The sequence below is a fragment of the Kitasatospora sp. NPDC096077 genome (assembly GCF_040303245.1).
In the GTDB taxonomy this organism is placed as follows: domain Bacteria; phylum Actinomycetota; class Actinomycetes; order Streptomycetales; family Streptomycetaceae; genus Kitasatospora.
Genome location: NZ_JBEOSV010000046.1, coordinates 25,856 through 49,477 on the forward strand (window position 1 = coordinate 25,856; position 23,622 = coordinate 49,477).

The following is a 23,622-nucleotide window of genomic DNA, read 5'->3' on the forward strand; positions in this document are numbered from 1 at the left end:
ACGAGCCGGTAGGCGGTGAAACCAAAACTCCACCGGTCTGCCCAGCTCAGCGAGGGGTTACCGCCGGTAATGGCCGTGGATTCATGCCCGAAATGTCTGATTTGACCATCGATTCCTAGATCAAACATCGCGGCGGCGTGACCCACCCCACAGTTTCAATCCGGCAGTCCCGGCACCGACATCGACAGATTGCGACCACGAGAACACGTTGCGCGGTCGGATCCGGAGCAATTCCCGTCACCCTCGCCGGGCACCCGTGACGCCTGACACAAGGGCCCGTTGGGCATGCCGACCTCCCCTAGTCCGCCCCCATGACCCACCCGCACCCATCCGAGGAGACCCTGTGCCGCGCATGCTCGACGTCAGCGACGAGGTCCGGTCCGAGATCGGCGACGACGAGGCCGACCGCCTGCTCGGCGGCGACCGCGCCCCCGACAGCTACGAATGCACCTCCTGCCGCACCCCCGGTGACACCCACGTGGAGCCCACCAGCACCGTGCTGTTCGTCGGCGACGAGACCGCCGTGCTGGCCTTCGCCCACGCCCGCTGCATCCCGTCCCAGGTGGTGCCGGTCGCCGAGGAGCAGCTGGTCGGCGCCGTCCGCAGCATCAACCAGACCCGGCCCGCCGCCCCGGACGCCACCGTTCCCGCCCCGAACCTCACCCTCCCCGCCCCGGCCTCCCCCGCCGACGCGCCGGCCCAGCCCACCGCCCCCGGCCAGGCCGCCATCCTCGGCATCACCTGCGGGCTCGTCCTGCACGGCAAGGTCGGACACGCCTCCCTGGTGGTCGAGCCCACCGGGCCGGTCGGCCGCCCCGGCAGCACCTCCGGCGAGGACGAGTTCCTCGACCTGCTCCAGGACGCCGGCTTCCAGCCGGTCGCCGACCTCGACGAGACGCCGGAGCAGCTGCCCGGCTGGTCGGTCCTGGTCGCGATGGGCAAGCTGCACGCGATCCTGCAGCCGGCCGCGGCCGGCGGCAGCACCGGCTGGTGGCAGGCCCACCAGCCGCTCCAGGTCACCGACGCCTGGCGGATGGCGGCCAGCCAGCTCTCCGAGGTGACCATGTACGCGGTCCCGGCCGGGATGGTCGGCCGCCAGCCCCGCGAGGACCTGCTGCGCCAGGCGCTGGAGCGGGCCGTCGCCCTCGGCCAGGTCGTCGCCGCCTCCCTCCCGCTGGCCGGCACCTGATCCGCCGCCCCGGCGCACCGGGCGGTGGCCGCTGTCGCCCCGGGCAGCGGCCACCGTCCGGTGCGCGGCCGCCCCGCGCGTCGGCCGCCGAGGAGCCTCACCCCCCTGAGCACCGTGCCCGAGCACCGCGCACGCGCGAGCGCCCTGCGCGCCCGAACGCCCCGCATCCCCGTCGCCTCTCACTCGTTGGCCCCTACGTGTACAGCTACGACGTCTCCGCACCCGCCGGACGGTCGGCCACCGCCCCCCGCTCGATCCCGGGCATGCGCCCGTCGTACGACGCGGAGCACCCGCACTCGACGACCCCGATCTACGACGAGCTGTACTCCGAGTACCGACGACTGTTCCGCGCCCTGCCCGGCGACCGCTCGGGCGAGGAGGACCTGAGGTTCACCGGCTTCGCGATCCGCGACGGCGTTCGCGACGGCCTTCGGGACGGCGTTCGCGACGGCATCCTCGGTGGCTACCCCCTGCTCGGCGAGCAGCGCCAGTACCCGCCGCAGCACCAGGCCTTCCACTCCTACGGGGGCCAGCCCTCCGGCCTCCCCCAGTTCATGCCGGCGCAGTCGCAGCACTCCCCGCCCGGCCACCACAGCGGCCACCACACCACCGGACACCACGCCGCCGCCCACCACACCGGCCACCCCGAGCCCACCGCCGCCGCCAGCGACGGCCACGGCCACGACCAGGCCGCACCCCCCTCCCCCCAGTTCACCAACGGCCAGGGCTGGGTCGCCGCCGGCTACCTCGGCGCCGCCCCGCACGCGGTGCCCGCACCGCCGCCGGCCCCGTCCCCCGTGCTGGGCACCGCCACCGGCCTCGCCACCGCCCCGCCGCCCACCGGTGGCCGGCACCGCCAGATGCTCTCGCTCCCCCCAGGCCGCACCGGCAGCCACTGACCCACATGCGCCACCCCCACGCCCCCGGAAACGCCCGAGGGCCCCGCCACCACCGTGACGGAGCCCTCCAGCTCGTACTACCTGGTCCCAGCCGTCGCGACCGCGACCGCTACCGCTACTTCCTCTTCCGCTTCTCCCGGACCCGCACCGAGATCGAGATCGGCGTCCCCGTGAAGCCGAACTCCTCGCGCAGCCGACGCTCGATGAAGCGCCGGTAGCCCGCCTCCAGGAAGCCCGAGGCGAACAGCACGAAGCGCGGCGGCCGGATGCCCGCCTGGGTGCCGAACAGGATGCGCGGCTGCTTGCCGCCCCGGATCGGGTGCGGGTGGGCGGCGACCAGCTCACCGAGGAAGGCGTTCAGGCGCGCGGTGGTGACGCGGGTCTCCCAGCCAGCCAACGCGGTCTCGATCGCCGGGACGAGCTTCTCCATGTGCCGGCCGGTCTTGGCCGAGACGTTGACGCGCGGGGCCCACTGCACCTGGACGAGGTCGCGCTCGATCTCGCGCTCCAGGTAGTAGCGGCGCTCCTCGTCGAGCTGGTCCCACTTGTTGTAGGCGATGACGACGGCGCGCCCGGCCTCGACGGCCATCGAGATGATCCGGGTGTCCTGCTCGGCGAGGGTCTCGCTGGCGTCGACCAGGACGACCGCGACCTCGGCCTTCTCCAGGGCGGCGGAGGTGCGCAGCGAGGCGTAGAAGTCGGCGCCGGCGGTCAGGTGGACGCGGCGGCGGATACCGGCGGTGTCCACGAACTTCCAGGTCTTGCCGCCGAGTTCGATCATCTCGTCGACCGGGTCACGGGTGGTGCCGGCCAGCTCGTTGACGACCACCCGCTCCTCGCCGGCGACCTTGTTCAGCAGGCTGGACTTGCCGACGTTGGGTCGGCCGATCAGCGCGATCCGGCGCGGGCCGCCGGGGGCGGCGTCGCCGAAGGTCTGCGGCGGGGCCTCGGGCAGCGCGTCCATGACGGCGTCCAGCAGGTCGCCGGAGCCGCGGCCGTGCAGGGCGGAGACCGGGAACGGCTCGCCCAGGCCCAGCGACCACAGGTAGGCGGCCTCGGCCTCGGTGGCCGGGCCGTCGACCTTGTTGGCGCACAGGACGGTCGGCTTGCCCGCCCGGCGGATGAGCTTGATCAGGGCCTCGTCGGTGTCGGTGGCACCGACCTTGGCGTCCACCACGAACAGCACCGCGTCGGCCTGCTCGATGCCCAGCTCGGCCTGGGCGGCGACCATGGCGTCGATGCCGAGGACGTCGATCTCCCAGCCGCCGGTGTCGACGACCTTGAAGCGCCGGCCGTTCCAGCTGGCCTCGTAGGTGACCCGGTCGCGGGTGACGCCGGGCTTGTCCTCGACGACGGCCTCACGGCGGCCGATGATGCGGTTCACCAGGGTCGACTTGCCGACGTTCGGGCGGCCGACGACGGCCAGCACCGGCAGTCGGACGTGCGCGGCGCCGTCCTCGCCGTCGAAGCCGTCGAGGTCGAAGCCCTCTTCGGCCGCGAGGGCCATGTACTCGGCGTAGTCGGCGGCGTCCAGCTCACCGGGGCCGGTGGCGGAGTGCTCTGCGGTCATGTTCGTCTGTTCCGTTTCCCGGCCCGGCCCTTCCCAGGGGCGTGCCGTGCGTACCTGCCCCGCTGGGGCAGCGCGATGGTTTCCTCCGCAACGCCTCGACGGCCCGCGGATCGTGCATTGGTCAGTTGATCAGACTGGAAGGTCCGACCGAGGGGTCCGACCGGAAGGTCAGACCGAGGACAGTCCGGCCCGCTCCTCCACCAGGGCGGTGATCCGGTCGATCACCTGCTCCAGGGTGAGCTCACTGGTGTCCACCAGCACCGCGTCCGCGGCCTGGGTCAGCGGCGCCGTCTCCCGGGAGGAGTCGGCGGCGTCGCGGCGCGCGAGGTCGGCGGCCATCGCGGTGATGGTCGCCTCGTCCACGCCCTTGGCCCGCAGCTCGGCCGCCCGGCGCTCGGCCCGGGCCGCCTCGGAGGCGGTCAGGAACACCTTGACGGTGGCCCGCGGGAACACCACGGTCCCCATGTCCCGGCCCTCGGCGACGATGCCGCGCTCGGCGACCTCGGCGCAGCCGCGCTGCAGCTCCACCAGCCGGGTCCGCACCGCCGGCACCGCGGAGACGGCGCTGACCTGCGCCGTCACCTCGGGGCCGCGGATCGGGCCGGAGACGTCCTGCCCGTCCACGGTGATGGTCGGCCCGTCGGCGTCCGTACCCGACACGATGACGGGCTTGCCGCACGCGACGGCCACCGCCTCCGGGTCGTCCACGTCCACGTCGTTGGCCAGCATCCACCAGGTCATCGCCCGGTACATGGCGCCGGTGTCCAGGAAGCTCAGGCCCAGCCGGGCGGCGACCGCCCGCGAGACGGTCGACTTGCCGGAGCCGGAGGGTCCGTCGATGGCGACGACGACCGGGGCGTGCGCTCGGTCGGCAGTGTCCACGGGGGCGAACCTCTCTCTGAGCATGCTGAGAGCATGGGAGCCGGACGCCTGCGCGGGCGGACGGCCGGGGATTGTCTCCCTCAAGGTTAATGGACCGCCGCCGAACCCCGCCCCGGCCGGGTCACCAGTGCTCCGCCCCGGCCAATGCGCCCGCCAGGTCCGGCCCGCGCGAGCCCTCCGGCTGCACCGTGCCGTCCGACAGCGGCAGGCCGAAGTACCAGTCGTCGTCGCCCGCGCAGCGGACCAGGCAGAAGAGGCCGAAGCGGATGAGCGCGACGGCCCGGCCCGCGGGCCCGCCCGCCACCTGCCGGACGGTGGCACCGTCCGTCGGCACCAGCTTGGCCCACGGGGACCCGCTGACCTCCCGCACCCGCTCGATCGTCCACCCCTGCGGCAGTTGCTCCGCCGCCAGTGCGGCCTGCTCGGCCTCCGGGCCCACGGGCTCCCGCTCCACCGCCAGCACCGCGTTCCCGAGCCGGGGCCGCACGTACTCGCCGTCCCGCTCGATCCCGAGCACCCCGCCGAGGAAGGCCATCGACCGGGTCCCGGCCGGGGTCCGCCACTGGAAGGGCACCTTCGACACGTGCGACGGGAAGGCGTTCTCGGTGAACCGCGCCCGCCCGTCCAGCCACCGGAAGTCCGTCCGCGGCACCGGCCCCGCGAGCGTCTGGGTATGGGCGAAGAAGGCGGTGATCCAGCCGGAGACGAAGTCCCCGCCCGACTCCGACTCCCACTTGTACAGCGAGCGCCAGAACTCCTGGTCCACCGGCCCGCCCGCCGCCGTCGCCGCGATCTCGTCCAGCACCGTCCGCAGCGCGGCGAACCACGGCCCGAGCGGCTCGAACCACTCCGCCAGTTCCCCGACCCGCTCCGCCAGCAGCGCCCAGTCCGCGGCCGTGCCCTCCAGCCGGACCCGCGGGATGCCGCACATCGTGATCCAGAGGAATTCGTAGTACGGGCTGACCACGTCCATCAGCGCCACCAGCACCGAGGACACGTCGTCCGGCGTGGTGGTCGAGAACGCGGGCTGGAACAGCTCCACCAGCTCCGGCCCGATCTCCTTCGCCAGCGGTTCGCGGACCAGCCGGATCGACCGCGCCCAGTCCGCGTCGGCGCTCAGCAGGCTGTCGTCCCTGACCTGGATGGTCCGCTTCCGCCCGGGAGTGGCGCTGAACAGCCCCTCGTACCGCTCCGCGTCAAGCCGCACGTGCACCGCGACCTCGTGCACGACCGCGTACCAGAGCACGTCCGGCGACAGGCTCAGCGGCAGGTGCCGCGCGAAGGCGATGTGCGCGGCGCGCAGCAGCAGGCTCCAGGTCGGCTCCGCCTCCGCCACCGGCGGCTCGTACTCCTTCGGGGCCACCAGCAGCGTCCCCGCACTGCGGTGGAGGACGGTGAACTCCCCGCCGACCACCGCCGCCAGGAAGGCGTCGTTCCCGGCGACCTCCAGCTCCGCCGCGTCGCCCGGCTCCCGCCCGTCCCCGAGCTCGACCTCGACGATCACAGCCCACCCCCGTTCTCCAATACCGCGTGGCCGAGCCGGGGCCGCAGGAACTCGCCGTCCCGCTCGATCCCGAGCACCCCGGCGACGAAGATCATCGACCGCTCGAAGCCCAGACGATCCCACACGAAAGGCACCACGGAAAGGTGCGAGGGGAAGTCGTTCACCGCGAAGGCATCCCGGTGGTACGCCGACTCCGCCGCCTCCCGCCAGCCGAAGGTCTGCCGCAGCCGGGGGCCGTCCGGGGTCTGGGTGTGGGCGAAGAAGGCGGTCAGCCAGCCGGTCACCCGGGGGCCGCCGGACACCGACTCCCACTTGTACAGCGAGCGCCAGAAGCGTTCGTCCACCGGCCCGCCCGCCGCGGTCGCCGCGATCTCCGCCAGCACGGGGCGCAGCTCGGCGAACCAGGGCGCCAGCCAGTCGAAGCGCTCGGCCAGCGCGCCGACCCGGTCCGCCAGCAGCGCCCAGTCCGCGGCCGTGCCCTCCAGCCGCACCCGCGGGATGCCGCAGCGGGTCTCCCAGCGGAAGTCGTAGTACGGGCTGACCACGTCCATCAGCGTGACCAGCACCGAGGCCTCGTCGTCCGCCGTGGTGGTCGAGAACGAGGGCCGGAACAGCTCGACCGGCTCCGGGCCCAGCGCCGCCGTCAGCGGCCCCCGGATCAGCCGGATCGACCGCGCCCAGTCCGGAGCCCACTCCGGGGCCCACTCCGGGGCCCACTCCGGCCCCGCAGCCGTCGGGTCCGGCCCCGCCCACGCGACGTCCGGCCCGGCCCACGCGACGTCCGGCCCCGTCGACGCAAGGTCCGGTCCCGCCAGCGAGTCGTCCCGCACCACCAGCGTCCGCGACCGGTCCGCCCCGCCGAACAGCGCCCGGTAGCGCGGCGGGTACATCCGGACGTGCACCGCGATCTCGTGCACGACCGCGTACCAGAGCACGTCGGGCGACAGGCTCAGCGGCAGGTGGTCGGCGAAGGCCGCGTGGGCGCCGCGCAGCAGCAGGCTGCAGCTCGGCTCGGACTCGACGTCCGCGCCGACACCGCCCGCATCATCGACCCCGCCGACACCGCCGACACCGGCGAAATCCGACCGGGCAGGCCGTGGCCGCTCGACCATCGCCGCCACACTGCGGTGGCGGATCCGGAACCCCCCGCCCACCACCGCCCGCAGGAACCGCTCGTTCCCGAGGTCGACCGGCTCACCCTCGACCCCGCGCCGGGTCTCCCCCAGCGGCAACTCGATGATCACGCCCACTCCCCCTCCGGCACCGCCCGACGAGCGGTGAATCCCCGACGCCGGGCGATCAGTCCCGGACGCTCCACCCGCTCGCGCGCAGCGCCGCCGTGAGCCGCTTGACCGACATCGGCGCCACCGACAGCTGGACGAAGCCGACCTGCTGCCCGTCCGAGTGCTCGATCAGGACGTCCTCGATGTTGACCCCGGCCTCGCCGACCTCCCCGAACAGCCGGCCCAGCTCGCCCGGCTGGTCGCCGAGCACCACCGCGACCGTCTCGTACCGGGTCGGCGGGGCGCCGTGCTTGCCGGGGATCCGGGCCTGGCCGGTGTTGCCGCGCCGCATCACCGCCTCGATGCCCTCGGCGCCGGAGCGGCGCTCGCCCTCGCCCTCCGCGGCCAAGGCGCGCAGCGCGGTGACGGTGTCGCCGAGGTCGTTGGCGACGTCCTCCAGCACATCGGCGACCGCGCCCGCGTTGGCGGACAGGATGTCGACCCACATCCCGGGGTTGGAGGCGGCGATCCGGGTCACGTCGCGCACACCCTGGCCGGAGAGCCTTATGGCCGTCTCGTCGGCGTGCTCCAGGCGGGCGGCGACCAGTGAGGAGACCAGCTGCGGGGCGTGCGAGACCAGGGCCACGGCCCGGTCGTGCGCGACCGCGTCCATCACGATCGGCACCGCCCCGCACAGCGCGACCAGCTCCAGCGCGGCGTTGAGGGTGTCGGTGTCGGTGTCGGCGGTCGGGGTGAGCACCCAGGGACGGCCCTCGAACAGGTCGGCGCGGGCGGCCAGCGGCCCGGACCGCTCGCGGCCCGCCATCGGGTGACTGCCGATGTAGTGCACGGTGTCCAGGCCGAGCGCGGCGATCTCGCTGCCCGGACCGGACTTCACACTGGCCACGTCGGTGTACCAGTGCGCCAGGTTGCGGCGCTGGCAGTCCGCGAGCACCTTGCCGACCAGGGCCGGCGGGACGGCGATGATCGCCAGGTCGACCGGGCCCTCGGCCGGTTCGGTGATGCCGGCCCCGAGCGACTCGGCGGTGCGGGCGGCGTCCGGGTCCGCGTCCTCCAGATGGACGGTCAGCCCGCGGGCGGCCATGGCCAGGGCGGCGGAGGTGCCGATCAGTCCGGTGCCGACGACGACGGCAGTGCGCATGGCGGGTGGCTCTCCTCGATCACGGTTCTCGACTGGACGGTGTCCCACCGGGTCCCACTGGGTCCCGGTGGCGGTACTCGACAGGTGCCGGTGTCGCGCCAGGTGCCGGGAGCACGACGGGTACCGGAGTCGACCGGGAGCACCCGCGCCCATCCTCCCACCCGACGGGCCCCCGAAACCCCCGCCCCCGGCAAGCTCATCGGCCCCCGCCGTCCCGGCGGCTCCCACCGGCACCCGCCGGCCCCGGCCGGCCGCCCGGACCCCCCCGGCAACCACGGCGCCCCGTCCTCCCGTCCCCCACAGTGCACGGGCCGCGCCCGGCCCGTGGTTCACACGCCGCGCCCCGGGAAATCCGGCGACGCCCGCACCCGGGCGGGGCAGACTGGCCGCCCGGGCGGACGGCGGGGCGAGCCGCGGCACACCGGACACGAACAAGCCGGACGCGAACGAGCGGGACGCGAACGAAGGGGATGCGCATGGACGATCAGCTGGCGGACCGGCACCACGGTCACACCGGGCCGACCGAACCACCGGCCGTACCGGCCCACCCGTCGGTCCTGGACGCCGTCGTGGTGTACGCCGAGGGTGCGGTGTGCCGGCGCCGGGCCACCGTGCCGCTCCCGCCCGACGGACGGCTGCGGCTGACCGGCCTGCCCGACTCCCTGCGCGCCGACTCGCTGCGCGCCCGGGTGCTCTCCGGGCCGACCGGGACGGCGGTCGTCGAAGCCCGCCTGGAAACCCTGGTCGAACTCCACGAGCCCGATGAACTCCCGGAGCTGCGAAGGGAGTTGGAGGAGGCCATGGAGCGCCAGGGCGCGCTGAACGAACGCCACCGGCTGGTCCGGTCGGCGATCGCCGAGACCGCCGCGCTGCGCGCCGTCCCGCCGCAGCGCCGTCGCGACGAGCCGCTGCGCCGCACCCCGGCCGACGCCTGGCTGGAGCTGGCCGACTTCGTCGACGAACGGCTGTCCCACCTCCAGGAGCGCGCCGAGCAGCTCACCCGGGAGATCGAACTCGCCGACCACGAGCGCGAGTTGGCCGCCGACCGGCTGGACCGGGCGTCCACCGCCGGACGGACCGAGCCGGTCGGGACCACCGAAACCGTCCTGCTCACCCTGACCACCGAGGACCACACCGAGAACCACACCGGGGACCACGCCGAGCACCGCGCCCAGGACCACACCGAACCGGCCGAACAGGTCGAGCTGGAGCTGGAGTACGGCGTCCCCACCGCCCGCTGGGTGCCCACCTACCGCCTCAGCCACCGCACCGGCTCCGACACCGCCCACCTGGTCCTGCGCGCCGCCGTCGCCCAGCACACCGGCGAGGACTGGACGGGCGTACGACTCGCCCTGTCCACCGCCGACCTCGACCGCCGCACCGACCTGCCCCGGCTCGCCTCGCTGCGGATCGGCCGCAGCCAGCCCGCCCCGCCGCCCTCCGGCTGGCGCGAACCCCCGGCCGGTCTGGCCGACCTCTTCACCGGCTACGACACGGCCTACGACACGGCCGCCGCCGACCGCCCCACCCCCCGTCACCCCGGGCACCCGGTACCCGTCGGCGCCGCCGTCCCGCCCCCGGCACCGAAGGCCCCGCACCGTCTCGCGGCCAGAGCGAGGGGCGCCCGCCCCGAGTTCCTCCCGGACGAGGCACCGCCCGCCGGCCCGTACGGCGGCGGCACGCTCGACCTCCACGAGCCGAGCGTCGAACCGGGCGTCCACGGGCCGTCCCCCACACCCCCGCCGCCCGGCTTCGCCGGCTACGGCACCCCCCTCGCGCCCGGCGCCCCCGCCCCCACCCCGGCCCCCGTCGCCGCGGCGGCCCCGATGCCGCAGGCCTTCGGCGGCTTCGCACCGGAGGAGCCGCACCGGGCCCTGCGCCGCGGCCACCACGCGCCCCCGCCGCCCACCACCGGCCCCGTCCCCGAGGCCGTCCTGCTCGACTACCCCGACCTCCGGCTGGCCGGCCCCGACGACCCCACCGGCCACCGCGGCACCCTGCGCCCCGGCCCCGAACGGATCGAGCGGATCGAGCGGATCGAGCGCGACGGACACCAGCGGTTCCAGCCCGGCGGCGGCGACGGCTCCCGCCTGGCCCGGCTCGCCCTCCCCCGCCACGCCGTCCCGCCCCGCGAGTCGGCCGGCTCCTTCGACCACCGATTCGACGCCGCCGCCCGCGCCGACGTCCCCTCCGACGGCACCTGGCACACCGTCACGGTGGACGAGGTCCCGCTCGCCGTCAGCCCCGAGTACGTCACCGTCCCCGCCGTCGAGGAGAAGGTGTACGCGACCCTGGTGCTCGCCAACCGCACCGACCGCGCCGTGCTGGCCGGCCCGGTCGAGGTCACCGTGGACGACGAGTTCCTGCTCACCGCGGCCCTGCCGACGCTCGCCCCGGGCGGCACCCGGAGCCTGGGCATCGGCGTCACCGAGAGCGTCGAGGTGGCGCGCCGCACCGAGCTGCGGGAGTCCGCCACCGGCATGCTGAAGGGCAACAGCACCGTGCTCGACCACCGGGTGCACGTCCGGTTGGCGAACCGGCTCGGCCGCGCCGTCACGGTCGAGGTCCGCGAGCGCGTGCCGGTCGCCTCCGACGCCGAGATCCGGATCGAGGAACACGCCGACTGGCACGCCCCCGCCACCACCGGCCCGGAAGGCCCGGGAGGCCCGACCCACCCGGGCGGCCCGGCCCACCCGGAGCACCCCGCCGGCACCCGGCTCTGGCGGGTCGAACTGCCGCCGGGCGGCCGGGCCGAGCTGGACGGCGGCTTCCAGATCAAGATCCCGGCCGGAAAGGCCATCGTCGGCGGAAACCGGAGGAACTGACAGATGACCGATACGACCCTCCCCCTCCCCGTCACCGCCGTCACCTGCCTGGAGGACCGCGCCCACGTCGAACGCACGGTGACCGTCGAACTCGCCGCGGGCGTCCAGCGGCTGCGGCTCGGTCCGCTCACCGCCCTGGCCGTCGACCGCACCCTGCGCGCCGAGGCCACCGCCCCCGGCACCCGGGTGCTGGAGGCCCGGCTGGTGCGCACCTGGGCCCCGCGCGCCCCGCTGCCGCCCGGCCCGGAGGACTCCGCGCTGCGCCACCGGCTGCACGGCCTGGAGGTCGAGTCGCGCCTGACGGAGCAGACCCGGGCCCGGCTGGAGGCCCGCCTCGCCCTGCTCGCCCAGCTCTCCGCGGACCTGCTCCGCGAGGTCGGCGAGGGCGCCGGCGTCGGCGAGATCGAGCGCACCCGCTGGGCCCGCGAGCTGAACCGGGTGGACGCCGAGCGCGAGCGCCACGGCGAGGAGCTGCGCACCGCCCACTCCCGGCTGCACCGCCTGGAGCAGGAGCGCTCCCAGGCCCTGCTGGCCCTGGACCGGGCCGAGGAGGAGCCCGCCGAGCTGCTCGCCCACCTGGAGCTCACGGTCGAGGCCGAGCGGCCCGGCCCGGTCGGCCTGACCGTCCACCACCTGGTGCCCTGCGCCCTGTGGCGCCCCTCCTACCGCGCCGTCCTGGACGGCGGCAGCCTGCGGCTGGAGTCCGAGGCGGTGGTCTGGCAGCGCACCGGCGAGGACTGGACCGGCACCCGGCTGACCTTCTCCACCGCCCGCTCCGCCCTCGCCACCGACCCGCCCGCGCTCACCGAGGACCGGCTGACCCTGCGCGAGCGCACCGACGAGGAACGCCGCACGGTCGAGGTCGAGCTGCGCGAGGAGCGGATCGGCACCCTCGGCCCGGACGCCGCCGTCCCCGGCCTGGACGACGGCGGCGAGGTGCGGGTGCTGTCCGCCCCCGTCCCGGCCACCGTCCCGTCCGACGGCCGGGCGCACCGGGTCCCGCTGGGCGCCTTCACCGGCCCGGCGAGCAGCGAGTACGCCTGCGCCCCCGAGCTGTCCCCGCTGGTCACCCGGGTGGTCCGGTTCCGCAACACGGCCGGGCACCCGCTGCTGGCCGGCCCGGTCGAGCTGGTGCGCGGCAGCGGCTTCACCGGCCGCGGCGAGCTGCGGTTCACCGCGGCGGGCGCCGACGCCGAGCTGTCCTTCGGCAGCACGGACGACTACCGGGTGGTCCGCGAGGCCGAGGAGCAGCGGAGCACCGCCGCGCTGAGCGGTCGGCAGACCACCACCCGCACCGTCCGCCTGCACCTGTCCCGCTTCTCCGGCCCGGAGGAGCGGGACGAGCAGCTGGTCACGGTGCGCGAGCGGGTGCCGGTCTCCGAGGTCGCGGCGGTCGAGGTGCGGCTGCGCAAGGAGCAGTGCTCCCCGGCGCCGGACTCCTTCGACGCCGAGGGCATCGTCCGCTGGGACGTGCCGCTCGGCCCGGGGGCCCGGCGCAGCCTCACCCTGGTGTACGAGGTCGCCGCCTCGGCCAAGGTGGCCGGGCTGTGACGCAGCAGGGCTCGTGACGACCGCTCAGGACCGGAAAGCGGGTACAAAAGGAACATGATCCTCCACCTCGCCCCCCTGGACGACTGGCTGGCCGACCCGGGCCGCCCGTACGCCACCGCGTCGCTGCTCACCGACGGGTTCATCCACTGCTCCGCGGACGAGCAGACGGCGCTCGCGGTGGCCAACGCCTTCTTCGCCGACACTCCGGACCCGCTGATGGTGCTGCTGATCGAGGAGTCACTGGTGGAGCCGATGGTCAAGTGGGAGGCCGCCCACGGCGCCCCGCCGGCCGGCGCCACCCCCGGCGTGCTGTTCCCGCACATCTACGGGCGGCTGAACCGCACCGCCGTGGTCGGCCTGGAGAAGGTCGAGCGCGGCCCGGACGGCCGCTGGGTCTCGCTCAGCCCCTGGAGCTGAGCGCCCGCGCCACAGCCGTCCGGGCCGCAACCGTCCCCGCTACAGCCACCCCCGCTCCCGGGCCGCCATCCCGGCCTGGAAGCGGGTGGTGGCGCCCAGCGAGCGCATCAGGGCCTGCAGCCGCCGCTGGGTGGTCCGGGCGCTCCAGCCCAGCGAGCGGGCGATCGACTCGTCGGTCAGCCCGGCCGCCAGCAGGCCGAGCAGCTTGCGGTGGTCGGCCTCCGGCTCCGGCGACGCGTCCCCGGTGCCGATCGCGGCCTGCAGCTGCACGGCCCGTTCCCACTCCGCCTCGAACAGCGTGTCCAGCGCCTGGAGCAGCGCCGAGGGGTGGATCACGTAGGCCGCGTCCAGCACGCTGTCGCCGACGCTGATCGGGATGATCGCCATCCGGTCGTCCGAGATGATCATCTTCATCGGCAGCGTCGGCCTCACCCGCGCCTCCTCGCCGTCCGCCACGCCGACCAGGATGTTCTTCTCCAGCCGTCCCGGCCAGGCCACCGCCTCCCGGTCGTAGACGGTCCGGAACCTCAGCCCCTCCCGCAGCCGCCGCCGCTGCAGCGGCATCCCCGCCACCGGGTCCTGGATGTACGGCGGGCGGTCGAAGCCGCGCACCTGGTACTGGCTGGACTCGGTGATGTGCTCCAGCCGCTGGGCGATCGCCTCGCCGCCGGTCAGCACCTCCACCGAGTGCGCCGGGTCGGTGTAGCGCGAGGCCTCCCGGAAGGCGTCCATCAGCCGGTGCATCTCGGCCCGGGCGTGCCGCAGTTCGGACTCCCGGTGGCCGATCAGGGTCCCGATCGCCACGTCCGGGGCGACCGGCAGGTAGCGCTCCCGGTCCACCGGCGCCCGGGTGGCCATCCCCTGCTGCGCCAGCCGGTCCAGCGCGCGCACGCTCTGCTGGAACGTCAGGCCGCAGCTCTCCGCCAGTTCCTGCGCGGTGGACTGCGGACTGGCGACCAGCGCCGCGTACACCTGCCCGTCCGGCTCGGCCAGTCCCAACGGGCCGAGCGCGTGTCCGGCGGACCGCCCCAGTGCTGCATCGGACACGACGCCGTCTCCCCCTGTTCGCCGCGGACCACCCCTCCGGCGCCCGTCCTGGCGCAGTCCCGCCATCCGGCGGGGCGGTGGTCCGGTGGCCATCCTCGGCCACGGATCATGGCGCTGACAAGGCCGTGACCAGCGGTTGCGTCCCGGCTCACACCCACGCGGAAGGGCCCCCCGCCACCACGGGCGGGGGACCCTCCGACGAACGACCGGTGCGGGCCCGGGTCCTACAGGCCGACCTCACGCATCAGCTGGCCGACCTCGGGGTTGGTCAGCCGGCGCAGCCAGCCGGACTTCTGGTCGCCGAGCGCGATCGGACCGAAGTGGGTGCGCACCAGCTTCTCGACCGGGAAGCCGACCTCGGACAGCATCCGGCGGACGATGTGCTTGCGACCCTCGTGCAGGGTCACCTCGACCAGGTAGTTCTTGCCGACGTTGGAGATCACCTTGAAGCTGTCGGCGCGCGCGTAGCCGTCCTCCAGCTCCACGCCCTGGGCCAGCTGCTTGCCCAGGTCCCGCGGGATCGGGCCCTGGATGGCGGCCAGGTAGGTCTTGGTCACGCCGTACTTGGGGTGGGTGAGGCGGTGGGCCAGCTCGCCGTGGTTGGTGAGCAGGATGATGCCCTCGGTCTCGGTGTCCAGCCGACCGACGTGGAACAGCCGGGTCTCCCGGTTGGTCACGTAGTCGCCCAGGCACTGGCGCCCGTCCGGGTCCTCCATGGTGGAGACCACGCCGGCCGGCTTGTTGAGCGCGAAGAACAGGTAGGACTGGGTGGCGACGGTCAGGCCGTCCACCTTGATCTCGTCCTTCTCCGGGTCGACCCGCTTGCCCTGCTCGGTGACCTGCTTGCCGTTGACCGAGACCCGACCCTGCTCGATCAGCTCCTCGCAGGCCCGCCGGCTGCCGACGCCGGCCCGGGCCAGCACCTTCTGCAGGCGCTCGCCCTCGGGCTCGCCGAAGGTCTTGGGCAGCTTGACGGCCGGCTTGTCGTGCCGGGCCAGCACGGCGTCCTCGATCTTGGCCTGCAGCTCGCGCGAACGCTGCGGCTGGCGACGCGGGTCGCCCGGGGCACCCTGGCCCTCCCGGCGCGGACGCGGGGCCGGGCCGGGGCGCCGGCCGGCGAAGCCGCCGCGGGCCGGGGTGGCGTTCGGACCGCCGCCGAACTCGGGGCGGTCGTACTTGCGCTCCTCGGGCCGCAGCGGGCGGTCCGGGAAACGGCGGTCGTCGCGCCGGTCGTCCCGGCGGCCGCCGTCACGGCCGTACGAACCGCCGTCCCGCCCGTAGGAGCCGCCGCGCGAGCCGGAGCCCGAACCGCCGCCGTACGAACCGCCGCGACCGCCACCGCTGCCACTGCCGCCGCCGTACGAACCACCGCGGCCGCCGCCACTGCCGCTGCCGCCGCCGTACGAACCACCGCGCGAGCCGGAGCCCGAACCGCCGCCGTACGAACCGCCACGGCCGCCGCCACTGCCGCTGCCGCCGCCGTAGGAGCCGCCGCGCGAGCCGGAGCCCGAACCGCCGTAGGAGCCGCCCCGGCCCCCGCCCTGTCCGCCGCGCCCGCTGCCGCCGCCGCTGCTGTTCCTGCCGTTGCCACTGCTACGCATCAAAGTGTCCGTACGTCGTTCCGTCTGGGATGTGCGGTCGTTTCGGCCGACCTCACCTCCCCCTACCGATCGGGCGTTGCCCGGTCGGCCTCGCCACTGCCGTCCGCGGCCTGCGCGGCAGCGGCGGCGACCGCCTCCGCGATCATCGTGCCCTCCAGGGACTCCGCTTCCACGTCGTCGACCTCGGGCAGGAAGGGAGCGAGCTCCGGCAGCTCGTCCAAGCCGCGGAGCCCCATCCGTTCCAGGAAGTAGTTCGTCGTCCGATACAGGATCGCACCTGTTTCGGGCTCGGATCCGGCCTCTTCCACCAGTCCTCGCTGTACCAGGGTACGCATCACGCCGTCACAGTTCACACCGCGGACGGCGGAGACCCGCGATCTGGACACCGGCTGCCGGTAGGCGACCACCGCCAGGGTCTCCAGCGCGGCCTGGGTCAGCCGGGCCTGCTGGCCGTCCAGCAGGAAGCGGTCGACGGCCCCGGAGCAGGTCTCCCGGCTGTAGAACCGCCAGCCGCCGGCCACCAGCCGCAGGTCGAAACCGCGCCCCTGGGCGGCGTACTCGGCGGCCAGCTCGCGCAGCGCCCCGGCCACCTCGGCCCGCGGCCGCTCCAGCACCGCGGCCAGCCGCTCCTCGCCGACCGGCTCGTCGACGACCATCAGGACCGCCTCCAGCTCGGCCTTCAGCCCCGGCCCGTCGGGCTCCTCGGAAGGCTCCGGGCCGACGGGCTCCGGCGCACCGGACGTCGACGGGGCCGACTTCTGGTGCACCACCCGCGGCTCGACGTCCCCCGGCTCCGGCACCGCCGGCACCGCCACCGCCACCGGCTCCGGCTCCGGGTCCGGCTCCGGCAGCAGCGCGAAGACCGGCTCCAGCCACTCCTCGGCCCGCGGCCGCCCCGGCAGCCCGAGCGGGCGCCGCACCGGGCGCCCGCCGTCGTTCCCGCCACTCATCGCCGCCCGTCCTCCTCCTGGGGCCGCCCGGTCTCTCCCGCCGGCCGGTCGAACTCGTCCGTCACCTCGACCGCGCCGCGGCCCTCCTCGGCCACCCAGCGCACCCGCAGCTCGCCGAGCGCCTCCGGCTGCTCGAAGGCGAGCACCCGCTCGCGGTACAGCTCCAGCAGCGCCAGGAAGCGGGCGACCACCACCAGGGTGTCCGGCGCGTCCGCGACCAGCTGCTGGAACGAGGCCTCGCCGAGTCCGCCGAGCAGCCCGACCACCAGCGCGGCCTGCTCCCGCACGCTCACCGGCGGGGTGTGGATGTGGTCCACGTACACCACCGGTTTCGGCCTGGGCTCCATCGCCTTGGCCGCCAGCTGCGCCAGCCGCTCCGGCCCGACGGTGATGACCACCTCGGGCAGCAGCTCCGCGTGCCGCGGTTCCAGCCCGACGGCCCGGGGCCGGCGCAGCAGCTCGGCCGCCCAGCGCTCGCCGAACAGCGCCGCCGCCCGCTTGTAGGCCCGGTACTGCAACAACCGCGCGAACAGCAGGTCACGCGCCTCCAGCAGGGCCAGGTCGGCCTCGTCCTCCACCTCCGCCACCGGCAGCAGCCGGGCGGCCTTGAGGTCGAGCAGGGTGGCGGCCACCACCAGGAACTCGGTCGCCGCGTCCAGGTCCCAGTCCGGGCCCATCGCCCGGATGTGCGCCAGGAACTCGTCCGTCACGGTGGCCAGCGCCACTTCGGTGACGTCCAGCTTGTGCTTGGCGATCAGGCCGAGCAGCAGGTCGAAGGGCCCCTCGAAGTTGTCCAGCCGTACCCGGAAGCCGCCCCGGGACTCCTCCTCGGGGGCGTTCACGGGGGCGTTCACGGCCCTGACGGCCGGTTTCGCGGCGCTGGCGGCGGGTTTCACGGTGCTCGGCATGACGTTCCATCTTCACCCGCCCGCACCGGCCGTCCCGTCCGGGGGCCGCCGACACGCCGCCCGGGCCGGCCGGCGTCCCCGGCACCCCGGAAGACCCCCCGGCCGACGGGAGCCGACCCTTCCCCGCCCCGGAGCCCGGCAGCGGCCTCCCCGGCCGCCACGGCCCCCGCGGGGCCCGTCCTACCGGCCGCGCAGCCGTCGGACCAGGATCGAGGCCTCACCGCGCTGCTCCAGGTCGGCCAGGACGACCGCGATGGCCTCCCGGACGATCCGCCCGCGGTCCACGGCCAGGCCGTGCTCACCGCGCAGCACCAGCCGGGTGTGCTCCAGGTCCATGAGCTCCTCGGCGGACACGTACACGGTGATCTTCTCGTCGTGCCGCTCGCGCCCGCTCGGGCGGCGCGGCGCGCGGCCGCGCGGCCGGGCGCGCCCGGCGGCTCCGGCCTGCTCCTCGGCGGCCCCCGTGTGGGTGCGGCCCGCCGGCGCGGCGCCCGGCGCGGCCCCCTGGGCCCCGGCCGCCCGCTGGAGGGGCGGCTGCGCGGGCGCGGGCACCGCGGCGGTGGACTGCTGCTCCTGCGGCACCTGCCGGTCGTCCTGGCCGCCCCGGGGGGCCTCGGCGCCCTCGGCGCCGTCCGTGCCGTTGACGGTCCGCGCGGTCTCCGGTCTGGATGCCTCGGCGGCCGGACGCGGCGCGAGGGACGGCGACAGCGCCATCCCGCCGGTGGTCCGGAACAGCTCGTCGGCACCCGGGAGACTCACTCGGCGGGGCGGCACCGGTCGAGCACCTCCCTGGCGAGCTGGCGGTAGGCGGCGGCACCGACCGAGTTGGTCGCGTACGTCGTGATCGGCTCACCGGCGACGGTGGTCTCCGGGAAGCGCACGGTCCGCCCGATGACGGTGTGGAAGACGTGCTCGCCGAACGCCTCGACGACCCGCGCCAGCACCTCACGGCTGTGCACGGTGCGCGAGTCGTACATGGTCGCGAGGATGCCGTCCAGGCGCAGCTCGGGGTTGAGCCGCTCGCACACCTTCTCGATGGTCTCGGTCAGCAGCGCGACACCGCGCAGCGCGAAGAACTCGCACTCCAGCGGGACGATCACGCTGTGAGCGGCCGTCAGCGCATTGACCGTCAGCAGGCCCAGCGAGGGCTGGCAGTCGATGATGACGTAGTCGTAGTCCGGCAGCAGCGGCTTCAGGGCGCGCGCCAGCGCGGACTCCCGGGCCACCTCGCTGACCAGCTGCACCTCGGCGGCCGAGAGGTCGATGTTGGAGGGCAGCAGGTCCATGCCCGGGACCGCCGTCTTCAGCAGCACCTCATCGGCCGTCAGTCCCCGCTCCATGAGCAGGTTGTAGACGGTGACGTCGAGCTCCATCGGGTTGACGCCGAGGCCGACCGAGAGGGCGCCCTGCGGGTCGAAGTCGACGAGCAGCACCCGGCGGCCGTACTCGGCCAGTGCCGCGCCCAGGTTGATGGTCGACGTGGTCTTGCCGACGCCGCCCTTCTGGTTGCACATGGCGATGATCTGGGCGGGTCCGTGCTCGGCGACCGGTGCCGGGATCGGGAAGTACGGCAGCGGCCGGCCGGTCGGGCCGACCCGCTCGCGGCGCTGGCGCGCGGCGTCGGGGGCCAGCGTGGCGGCGTACTCCGGGTCCGGCTCGTACTCGGCGTCCGGGTCGTCGTAGGCGCCGTAGGCGAACTCGCCGTAGGCCAGGCCGTAGGCCGCCAAGTCGGCGTCGTGATCGGTCACCGTGGTCACCTGTGCTGTGTTCTGGCGTGCTTCGAAGGTACGGAGTGCGACCGAGCCGACCTCGGCCGAGCCCACGGAGGGCTGCCGGGCCCCGGGCTCCTCACTCGGCTGGCCGGCGGTGAGCTCCGCCAGTCCTGGCTGACCACCCCCGGGAGCAATTGTCGACTCATTCACAAGTCGTCTTACCTCCTTGGGCATCCAGGACTCTATGTCGATTCGTCAGCGTGGCAGCATGCCGACGGTTTGCGACTCTAGGCCGTTCAAGGCGTTCGCAGCAACACAATCCACGGTAGTGGGCACGATGTGTCGACTATCGGGCGGGCTCCTGTCAAGGGATGAGCAGGCCCATGACCCTAACGTTTCTGCGGACGGCCGGGGTCGAGTGAGGCGACCGTCGGAAATTGACGACAGAGCGACCGGACCACCTCGACCACCGTTCACGGGCACGGCGAAGCCCCCGACCCGAACGGATCGGGTCGGGGGCGAACGACCGCCGTGCGGTCAGGGAGTTCAGGCGAGCACGCTCTCCACGGTGACCGACTCCAGGCCGAAGGCCTCGGCGACGGCCGGGAAGGTGATCTGGCCCTCGTGCACGTTCAGGCCCTTGGCGAGGGCCTCGTCACGGCGCAGCGCCTCCTTCCAACCGCGGTTGGCCAGCTCCAGCACGTACGGCATGGTGGCGTTGGTCAGCGCGTAGGTGGAGGTGTTCGGGACGGCGCCCGGCATGTTGGCCACGCAGTAGAAGACCGAGTTGTGGACCGTGAAGGTCGGGTCGTCGTGCGTGGTCGCGTGCGAGTCCTCGAAGCAGCCGCCCTGGTCGATGGCGATGTCGACCAGCACGGAGCCCTGCTTCATCCGGGAGACCAGCTCGTTGGTGACCAGCTTCGGGGCCTTGGCGCCCGGGATCAGCACGGCGCCGATGACCAGGTCGGCCTCCAGGACGGCCTTCTCCAGCTCGAAGGAGTTGGACATGATGGCCTTGATCTTGGTGCCGAAGATGCGGTCGGCCTCGCGCAGCTTGTTGATGTCGCGGTCCAGCAGGGTCACGTCGTAGCCCATGCCGATGGCGATGGTGGCCGCGTGCCAGCCGGAGACGCCACCGCCGATGACGACGGCCTTGGCCGGGTGGGTGCCGGGCACGCCACCGGGCAGCACGCCGCGGCCGCCGGCCGGACGCATCAGGTGGTAGGAGCCGACCTGCGGGGCCAGCCGGCCCGCGACCTCGGACATCGGGGCGAGCAGCGGCAGCGCGCCGTTGCCCAGCTGCACGGTCTCGTACGCGATGGCGGTGGTGCCCGAGGCGATCAGCGCGTCGGTGCCGGCCCGGTCGGCCGCCAGGTGCAGGTAGGTGAAGAGGGTCTGGTCCTTCCGCAGCCGGTGGTACTCGGAGGCGATGGGCTCCTTGACCTTGAGCAGCAGGTCGGCGGTGACCCACACCTCGTCGGCGGTGGGGAGGATGGTGGCGCCGGCGGCCACGTACTCCTCGTTGGGGATCGAGGAGCCGAGACCGGCGTTGTCCTCGATGTAGACCTCGTGTCCGTTGCGGACCAGCTCATGCACGCCGGCGGGCGTGATGGCCACGCGGTACTCGTGGTTCTTGACCTCGCGGGGGATGCCGACCTTCACGACTGAACACGTCCTCTTGCCATGGGGGTCCCGACCGGAGAAGACCGGTGGGCGACGCGCACGTGGGGAAGCCTCCGGACATGCCGGGGCCGGGGATCGCTGCGCGACTGAGTTCGAGTGTAATGAAGCCCAGGCGGCCTGTCAGCCTTCCAAATCGAATAATTTCGCCGGACACATTGGCAGGTTCGTAGGCTTCCGCGGGAACTTACCTGTCATAGGTGTCGCAACCGGGCACTTTCGACGATACCCCCGAAACCGCCCTCACCACCCGCCGTCGACGCGTTCCCGCAGGTCCGCGAGGGCGGTGCCGACGGCCTCCCGGCCCCGTTCGTCGCCGATCCGCCGCAGCACCGCCAGCGCGGCCCGGTACTCCCGGTCGGCCTCCTCGAAGCGGCGCTGCGCGGTGTGCGCCTCGGCGACCCGGGCCAGCAGCCTGGCCTCCGCCGCGTGGTCGCCCAGCGACTGCCGCAGACCGAGCGCCCGCCCGTACCAGTCGGCGGCGCGCACCGCGTCGCCGAGCGCCCGGTGGCAGCCCGCCGCGCCCTCCAGGGCCCGGGCGCAGAGCGGCTCGTCGCCGACCGCACGGGCGTGCTCCAGGGCCGTCCGGTAGTGCGCGGCGGCCTGCTCCCAGCGGCCCGCCGCCATCTGGAGGTCGCCCAGGTTGAGCAGCGCGGCCGAGGCCCGACGGGGGCGGCCGTTGCGCTCGGCGACGGTGAGCACCAGCTCGTGCAGCCGGTAGAGGTCGGCCGGGGCGGCCGCACCGGTCAGCGGCAGCGCCCGCAGCAGCGCGGTGACCAGCCGGCCGGCCGAGCCGTCCAGGTCGCCCTGGCCGATCGCGTCGGCCACCGCGCCGAGCAGCAGCTCCCGCTCACCGAGCAGCCAGTCCCGGGCCTGCTCGGCCGAGCCCAGCCGCAGCGCGGCCGGCAGCGGCTCGGGGCCCGGCCCGGCGGCCGGGTCGAGCAGGGCGCGGGCCGACTCGGTGAGCCGGACCAGCCGCTCCAGCAGCCGGGCCCGGGCGAGTTCGGTCTCGGCCGGCCGGTCCTCCTGCTCCCGCAGCCGGGTCAGCCGGGGGTAGAGCCGCCCCGGCACCCGGTAGCGCGCGGTGCCGTCGGCGGCCGGCGCCTCCACCCCGAGCAGCTCCCGCTCGGCCAGCGCGGCCAGCGTCGCGGCCGCCTCCGGCGCCGGGCAGCCGACCAGGGCGGAGGCGGTGCGCGGGTCGGCGGTCTGGGCCGGGGCCAGGGTGAGGATGCGCAGCATCCGGGCCTGGGCGGCCGGCAGCCCCCGGTACAGCAGGGTGAAGGCGCCCAGCAGCGGGTCGTTGTCGGGGACGGGCACCGGCTCGGCCGGCTCGGGCCCCGGCTTGACCCAGGTCGACGGGTCGCCGGCCGGCTCGGGTGCGGCCACGGGCTCCGCGGCCCCGTCCTCCGCCGTCCGCGGGCCCTCCTTCTGCTCGGGGGCCCCCGCGGCGCCCGGCGGCCGCCCGCCCTTCCCGGCCTTCGCCGCCCTGCCGCCGCCCTTGGCGCCCTTGCCACCCTTGCCACCCTTGCCGCCCCTGGTGGCCGGGCCGCCCTCGTCACCGTCGTCGACCGCGGCCGGCGACTGCTCCCCCACCACCCGGTTGAGCTCGCGCGCCGCGTCCGTGACCGCGATCTTCGGGTCGGCGCGCAGCCAGCCCGCCATCAGTCGCAGCGTGGCCGGCCGGGCGGCGCAGGCCTCGGCGAGGTCGGCCCCGCCGACCGGGTCGCAGGAGATCCGGGTGCCGCCCACCAGGTCGGCCAGCAGCTCCCCGGAGGCCTGCCGGTCCAGCCCGCCCAGGATCACCGGGTCGATGTCCTCGATCCCGGTGAGCGGCCCGGCCGTGGTGGCGAGCACCAGGCAGCCGGGCTCGTCGGCGAGCAGCGGCCACACCTGCCCGGCGTCCCGCACGTCGTCCAGCACCAGCAGCACCCGCCGCCCCGCCAGCGCCTCGCGCAGTGCCACGCCGCCCGGCTCGTCGCGCCCGTCCTCGACCGTCCCGGGCAACGGCACGGCGGCCTGCGGGTCGAGCTGCTCCAGCAGCAGCCGGGCCGCCCGGCCGGGCGGCACCCGGCCGCCGTCGGGGGCGGAGAGCCGGGCGAACAGCACCCCGTCGGGGTAGTCGGCGGCCACGGTCCGGGCGAACCGGGCGGCCAGCGCGGTGCGGCCCGAACCGGGCCGCCCGGCCAGCACCAGGACCGGGCAGCGCCCGTTCACCCGGCGGGCGGCACCGGCCCGCAGCGCGGCCAGCTCGGCGCGCCGGCCGGCGAACAGCGCGGGCCCGGCGGGCAAGCGGTCGAGCCCGGGGACGGCGCCGGCGGGCGCGTCGGGGCCGGGGTCCATCGTCGCCGTCTTCCTCGCCACCCGTGCCACTCCCGACGTCGTCCCGCGCTCAGCGCCCGGCGCAAAAGCGGGCGACCGACGGACGCCCTGTCTGCGAAGCGTAGTTCGACCGTCCGGCTGAGCCGAGGTGACATCCGGTCGTACGAACCGGCAAATCACCCC

General features: G+C 74.8%; 18 protein-coding genes. 5 read left to right on the forward strand and 13 right to left on the reverse strand.

Annotated features, from left to right (window positions below):
- Positions 1 to 343: 343 nt before the first annotated feature.
- The gene (locus tag ABTZ03_RS30275; RefSeq protein ID WP_350516294.1) at positions 344 to 1,189 is read left to right on the forward strand and encodes a DUF8842 C-terminal domain-containing protein; all 846 of its coding nucleotides are present in this window, start codon (positions 344 to 346) and stop codon (positions 1,187 to 1,189) included.
- 197 nt (positions 1,190 to 1,386) lie between these two features.
- Positions 1,387 to 2,088, forward strand: a complete 702-nt coding sequence (locus ABTZ03_RS30280; RefSeq protein ID WP_350516332.1) for a hypothetical protein — start codon at positions 1,387 to 1,389, stop codon at positions 2,086 to 2,088.
- A gap of 115 nt (positions 2,089 to 2,203) precedes the next feature.
- Here the strand turns inward: ABTZ03_RS30280 and der are convergent, their stop codons facing one another.
- The 5 genes from der to ABTZ03_RS30305 all read right to left on the reverse strand — a co-directional run bounded on the left by der (position 2,204) and on the right by ABTZ03_RS30305 (position 8,429).
- Complete coding sequence (gene der, locus ABTZ03_RS30285; RefSeq protein ID WP_350516295.1) at positions 2,204 to 3,658, reverse strand: ribosome biogenesis GTPase Der; 1,455 nt, start codon at positions 3,656 to 3,658, stop codon at positions 2,204 to 2,206.
- Between the two features lie 168 nt (positions 3,659 to 3,826).
- A complete protein-coding gene (gene cmk / locus ABTZ03_RS30290) occupies positions 3,827 to 4,540 on the reverse strand; it encodes a (d)CMP kinase (RefSeq protein ID WP_350516296.1) in 714 nt (237 codons plus the stop codon).
- A 121-nt stretch (positions 4,541 to 4,661) separates the two neighbouring features.
- The gene (locus tag ABTZ03_RS30295) at positions 4,662 to 6,044 is read right to left on the reverse strand and encodes a DUF4419 domain-containing protein (protein ID WP_350516297.1); all 1,383 of its coding nucleotides are present in this window, start codon (positions 6,042 to 6,044) and stop codon (positions 4,662 to 4,664) included.
- Positions 6,041 to 7,288 carry a DUF4419 domain-containing protein gene (locus ABTZ03_RS30300; protein WP_350516298.1) on the reverse strand — a complete coding sequence of 416 codons (1,248 nt, stop codon included), beginning with the start codon at positions 7,286 to 7,288 and terminating at the stop codon, positions 6,041 to 6,043. The genes ABTZ03_RS30295 and ABTZ03_RS30300 overlap by 4 nt, the downstream gene beginning before the upstream one ends.
- Before the next feature lie 55 nt (positions 7,289 to 7,343).
- A complete protein-coding gene (locus tag ABTZ03_RS30305) occupies positions 7,344 to 8,429 on the reverse strand; it encodes a prephenate dehydrogenase (RefSeq protein ID WP_350516299.1) in 1,086 nt (361 codons plus the stop codon).
- 476 nt (positions 8,430 to 8,905) lie between these two features.
- On the opposite strand from ABTZ03_RS30305, the gene ABTZ03_RS30310 reads away from it, so the two are divergent.
- Genes ABTZ03_RS30310 through ABTZ03_RS30320 form a run of 3 tightly spaced genes read left to right on the forward strand, consistent with a single transcriptional unit; the run spans position 8,906 to position 13,222 of the window.
- Positions 8,906 to 11,254 carry a DUF4139 domain-containing protein gene (locus ABTZ03_RS30310; RefSeq protein ID WP_350516300.1) on the forward strand — a complete coding sequence of 783 codons (2,349 nt, stop codon included), beginning with the start codon at positions 8,906 to 8,908 and terminating at the stop codon, positions 11,252 to 11,254.
- Positions 11,255 to 11,257: 3 nt separating this feature from the next.
- The gene (locus ABTZ03_RS30315) at positions 11,258 to 12,805 is read left to right on the forward strand and encodes a DUF4139 domain-containing protein (protein ID WP_350516301.1); all 1,548 of its coding nucleotides are present in this window, start codon (positions 11,258 to 11,260) and stop codon (positions 12,803 to 12,805) included.
- A 54-nt stretch (positions 12,806 to 12,859) separates the two neighbouring features.
- Complete coding sequence (locus ABTZ03_RS30320) at positions 12,860 to 13,222, forward strand: DUF952 domain-containing protein (RefSeq protein WP_350516302.1); 363 nt, start codon at positions 12,860 to 12,862, stop codon at positions 13,220 to 13,222.
- Between the two features lie 39 nt (positions 13,223 to 13,261).
- Here the strand turns inward: ABTZ03_RS30320 and ABTZ03_RS30325 are convergent, their stop codons facing one another.
- From ABTZ03_RS30325 to ABTZ03_RS30360, 8 genes are all read right to left on the reverse strand, one after another.
- Positions 13,262 to 14,269, reverse strand: coding sequence for a helix-turn-helix domain-containing protein (locus ABTZ03_RS30325; protein WP_350516303.1), 1,008 nt, complete (start codon positions 14,267 to 14,269; stop codon positions 13,262 to 13,264).
- 224 nt (positions 14,270 to 14,493) lie between these two features.
- Complete coding sequence (locus ABTZ03_RS30330) at positions 14,494 to 15,870, reverse strand: pseudouridine synthase (protein ID WP_350516304.1); 1,377 nt, start codon at positions 15,868 to 15,870, stop codon at positions 14,494 to 14,496.
- Between the two features lie 62 nt (positions 15,871 to 15,932).
- Positions 15,933 to 16,526, reverse strand: coding sequence for an SMC-Scp complex subunit ScpB (gene scpB / locus ABTZ03_RS30335; RefSeq protein WP_350516326.1), 594 nt, complete (start codon positions 16,524 to 16,526; stop codon positions 15,933 to 15,935).
- A 290-nt stretch (positions 16,527 to 16,816) separates the two neighbouring features.
- Positions 16,817 to 17,728, reverse strand: a complete 912-nt coding sequence (locus ABTZ03_RS30340) for a segregation and condensation protein A (protein WP_350516305.1) — start codon at positions 17,726 to 17,728, stop codon at positions 16,817 to 16,819.
- A gap of 180 nt (positions 17,729 to 17,908) precedes the next feature.
- Complete coding sequence (locus ABTZ03_RS30345; protein WP_400923832.1) at positions 17,909 to 18,442, reverse strand: hypothetical protein; 534 nt, start codon at positions 18,440 to 18,442, stop codon at positions 17,909 to 17,911.
- Between the two features lie 41 nt (positions 18,443 to 18,483).
- A complete protein-coding gene (locus ABTZ03_RS30350) occupies positions 18,484 to 19,551 on the reverse strand; it encodes a ParA family protein (protein WP_030245868.1) in 1,068 nt (355 codons plus the stop codon).
- Positions 19,552 to 19,986: 435 nt separating this feature from the next.
- On the reverse strand, positions 19,987 to 21,102 hold the full coding sequence (gene ald / locus ABTZ03_RS30355; protein WP_350516307.1) for an alanine dehydrogenase: 1,116 nt from the start codon (positions 21,100 to 21,102) through the stop codon (positions 19,987 to 19,989).
- Between the two features lie 261 nt (positions 21,103 to 21,363).
- Positions 21,364 to 23,481, reverse strand: a complete 2,118-nt coding sequence (locus ABTZ03_RS30360) for a tetratricopeptide repeat protein (protein ID WP_350516308.1) — start codon at positions 23,479 to 23,481, stop codon at positions 21,364 to 21,366.
- Positions 23,482 to 23,622 lie beyond the last annotated feature (141 nt).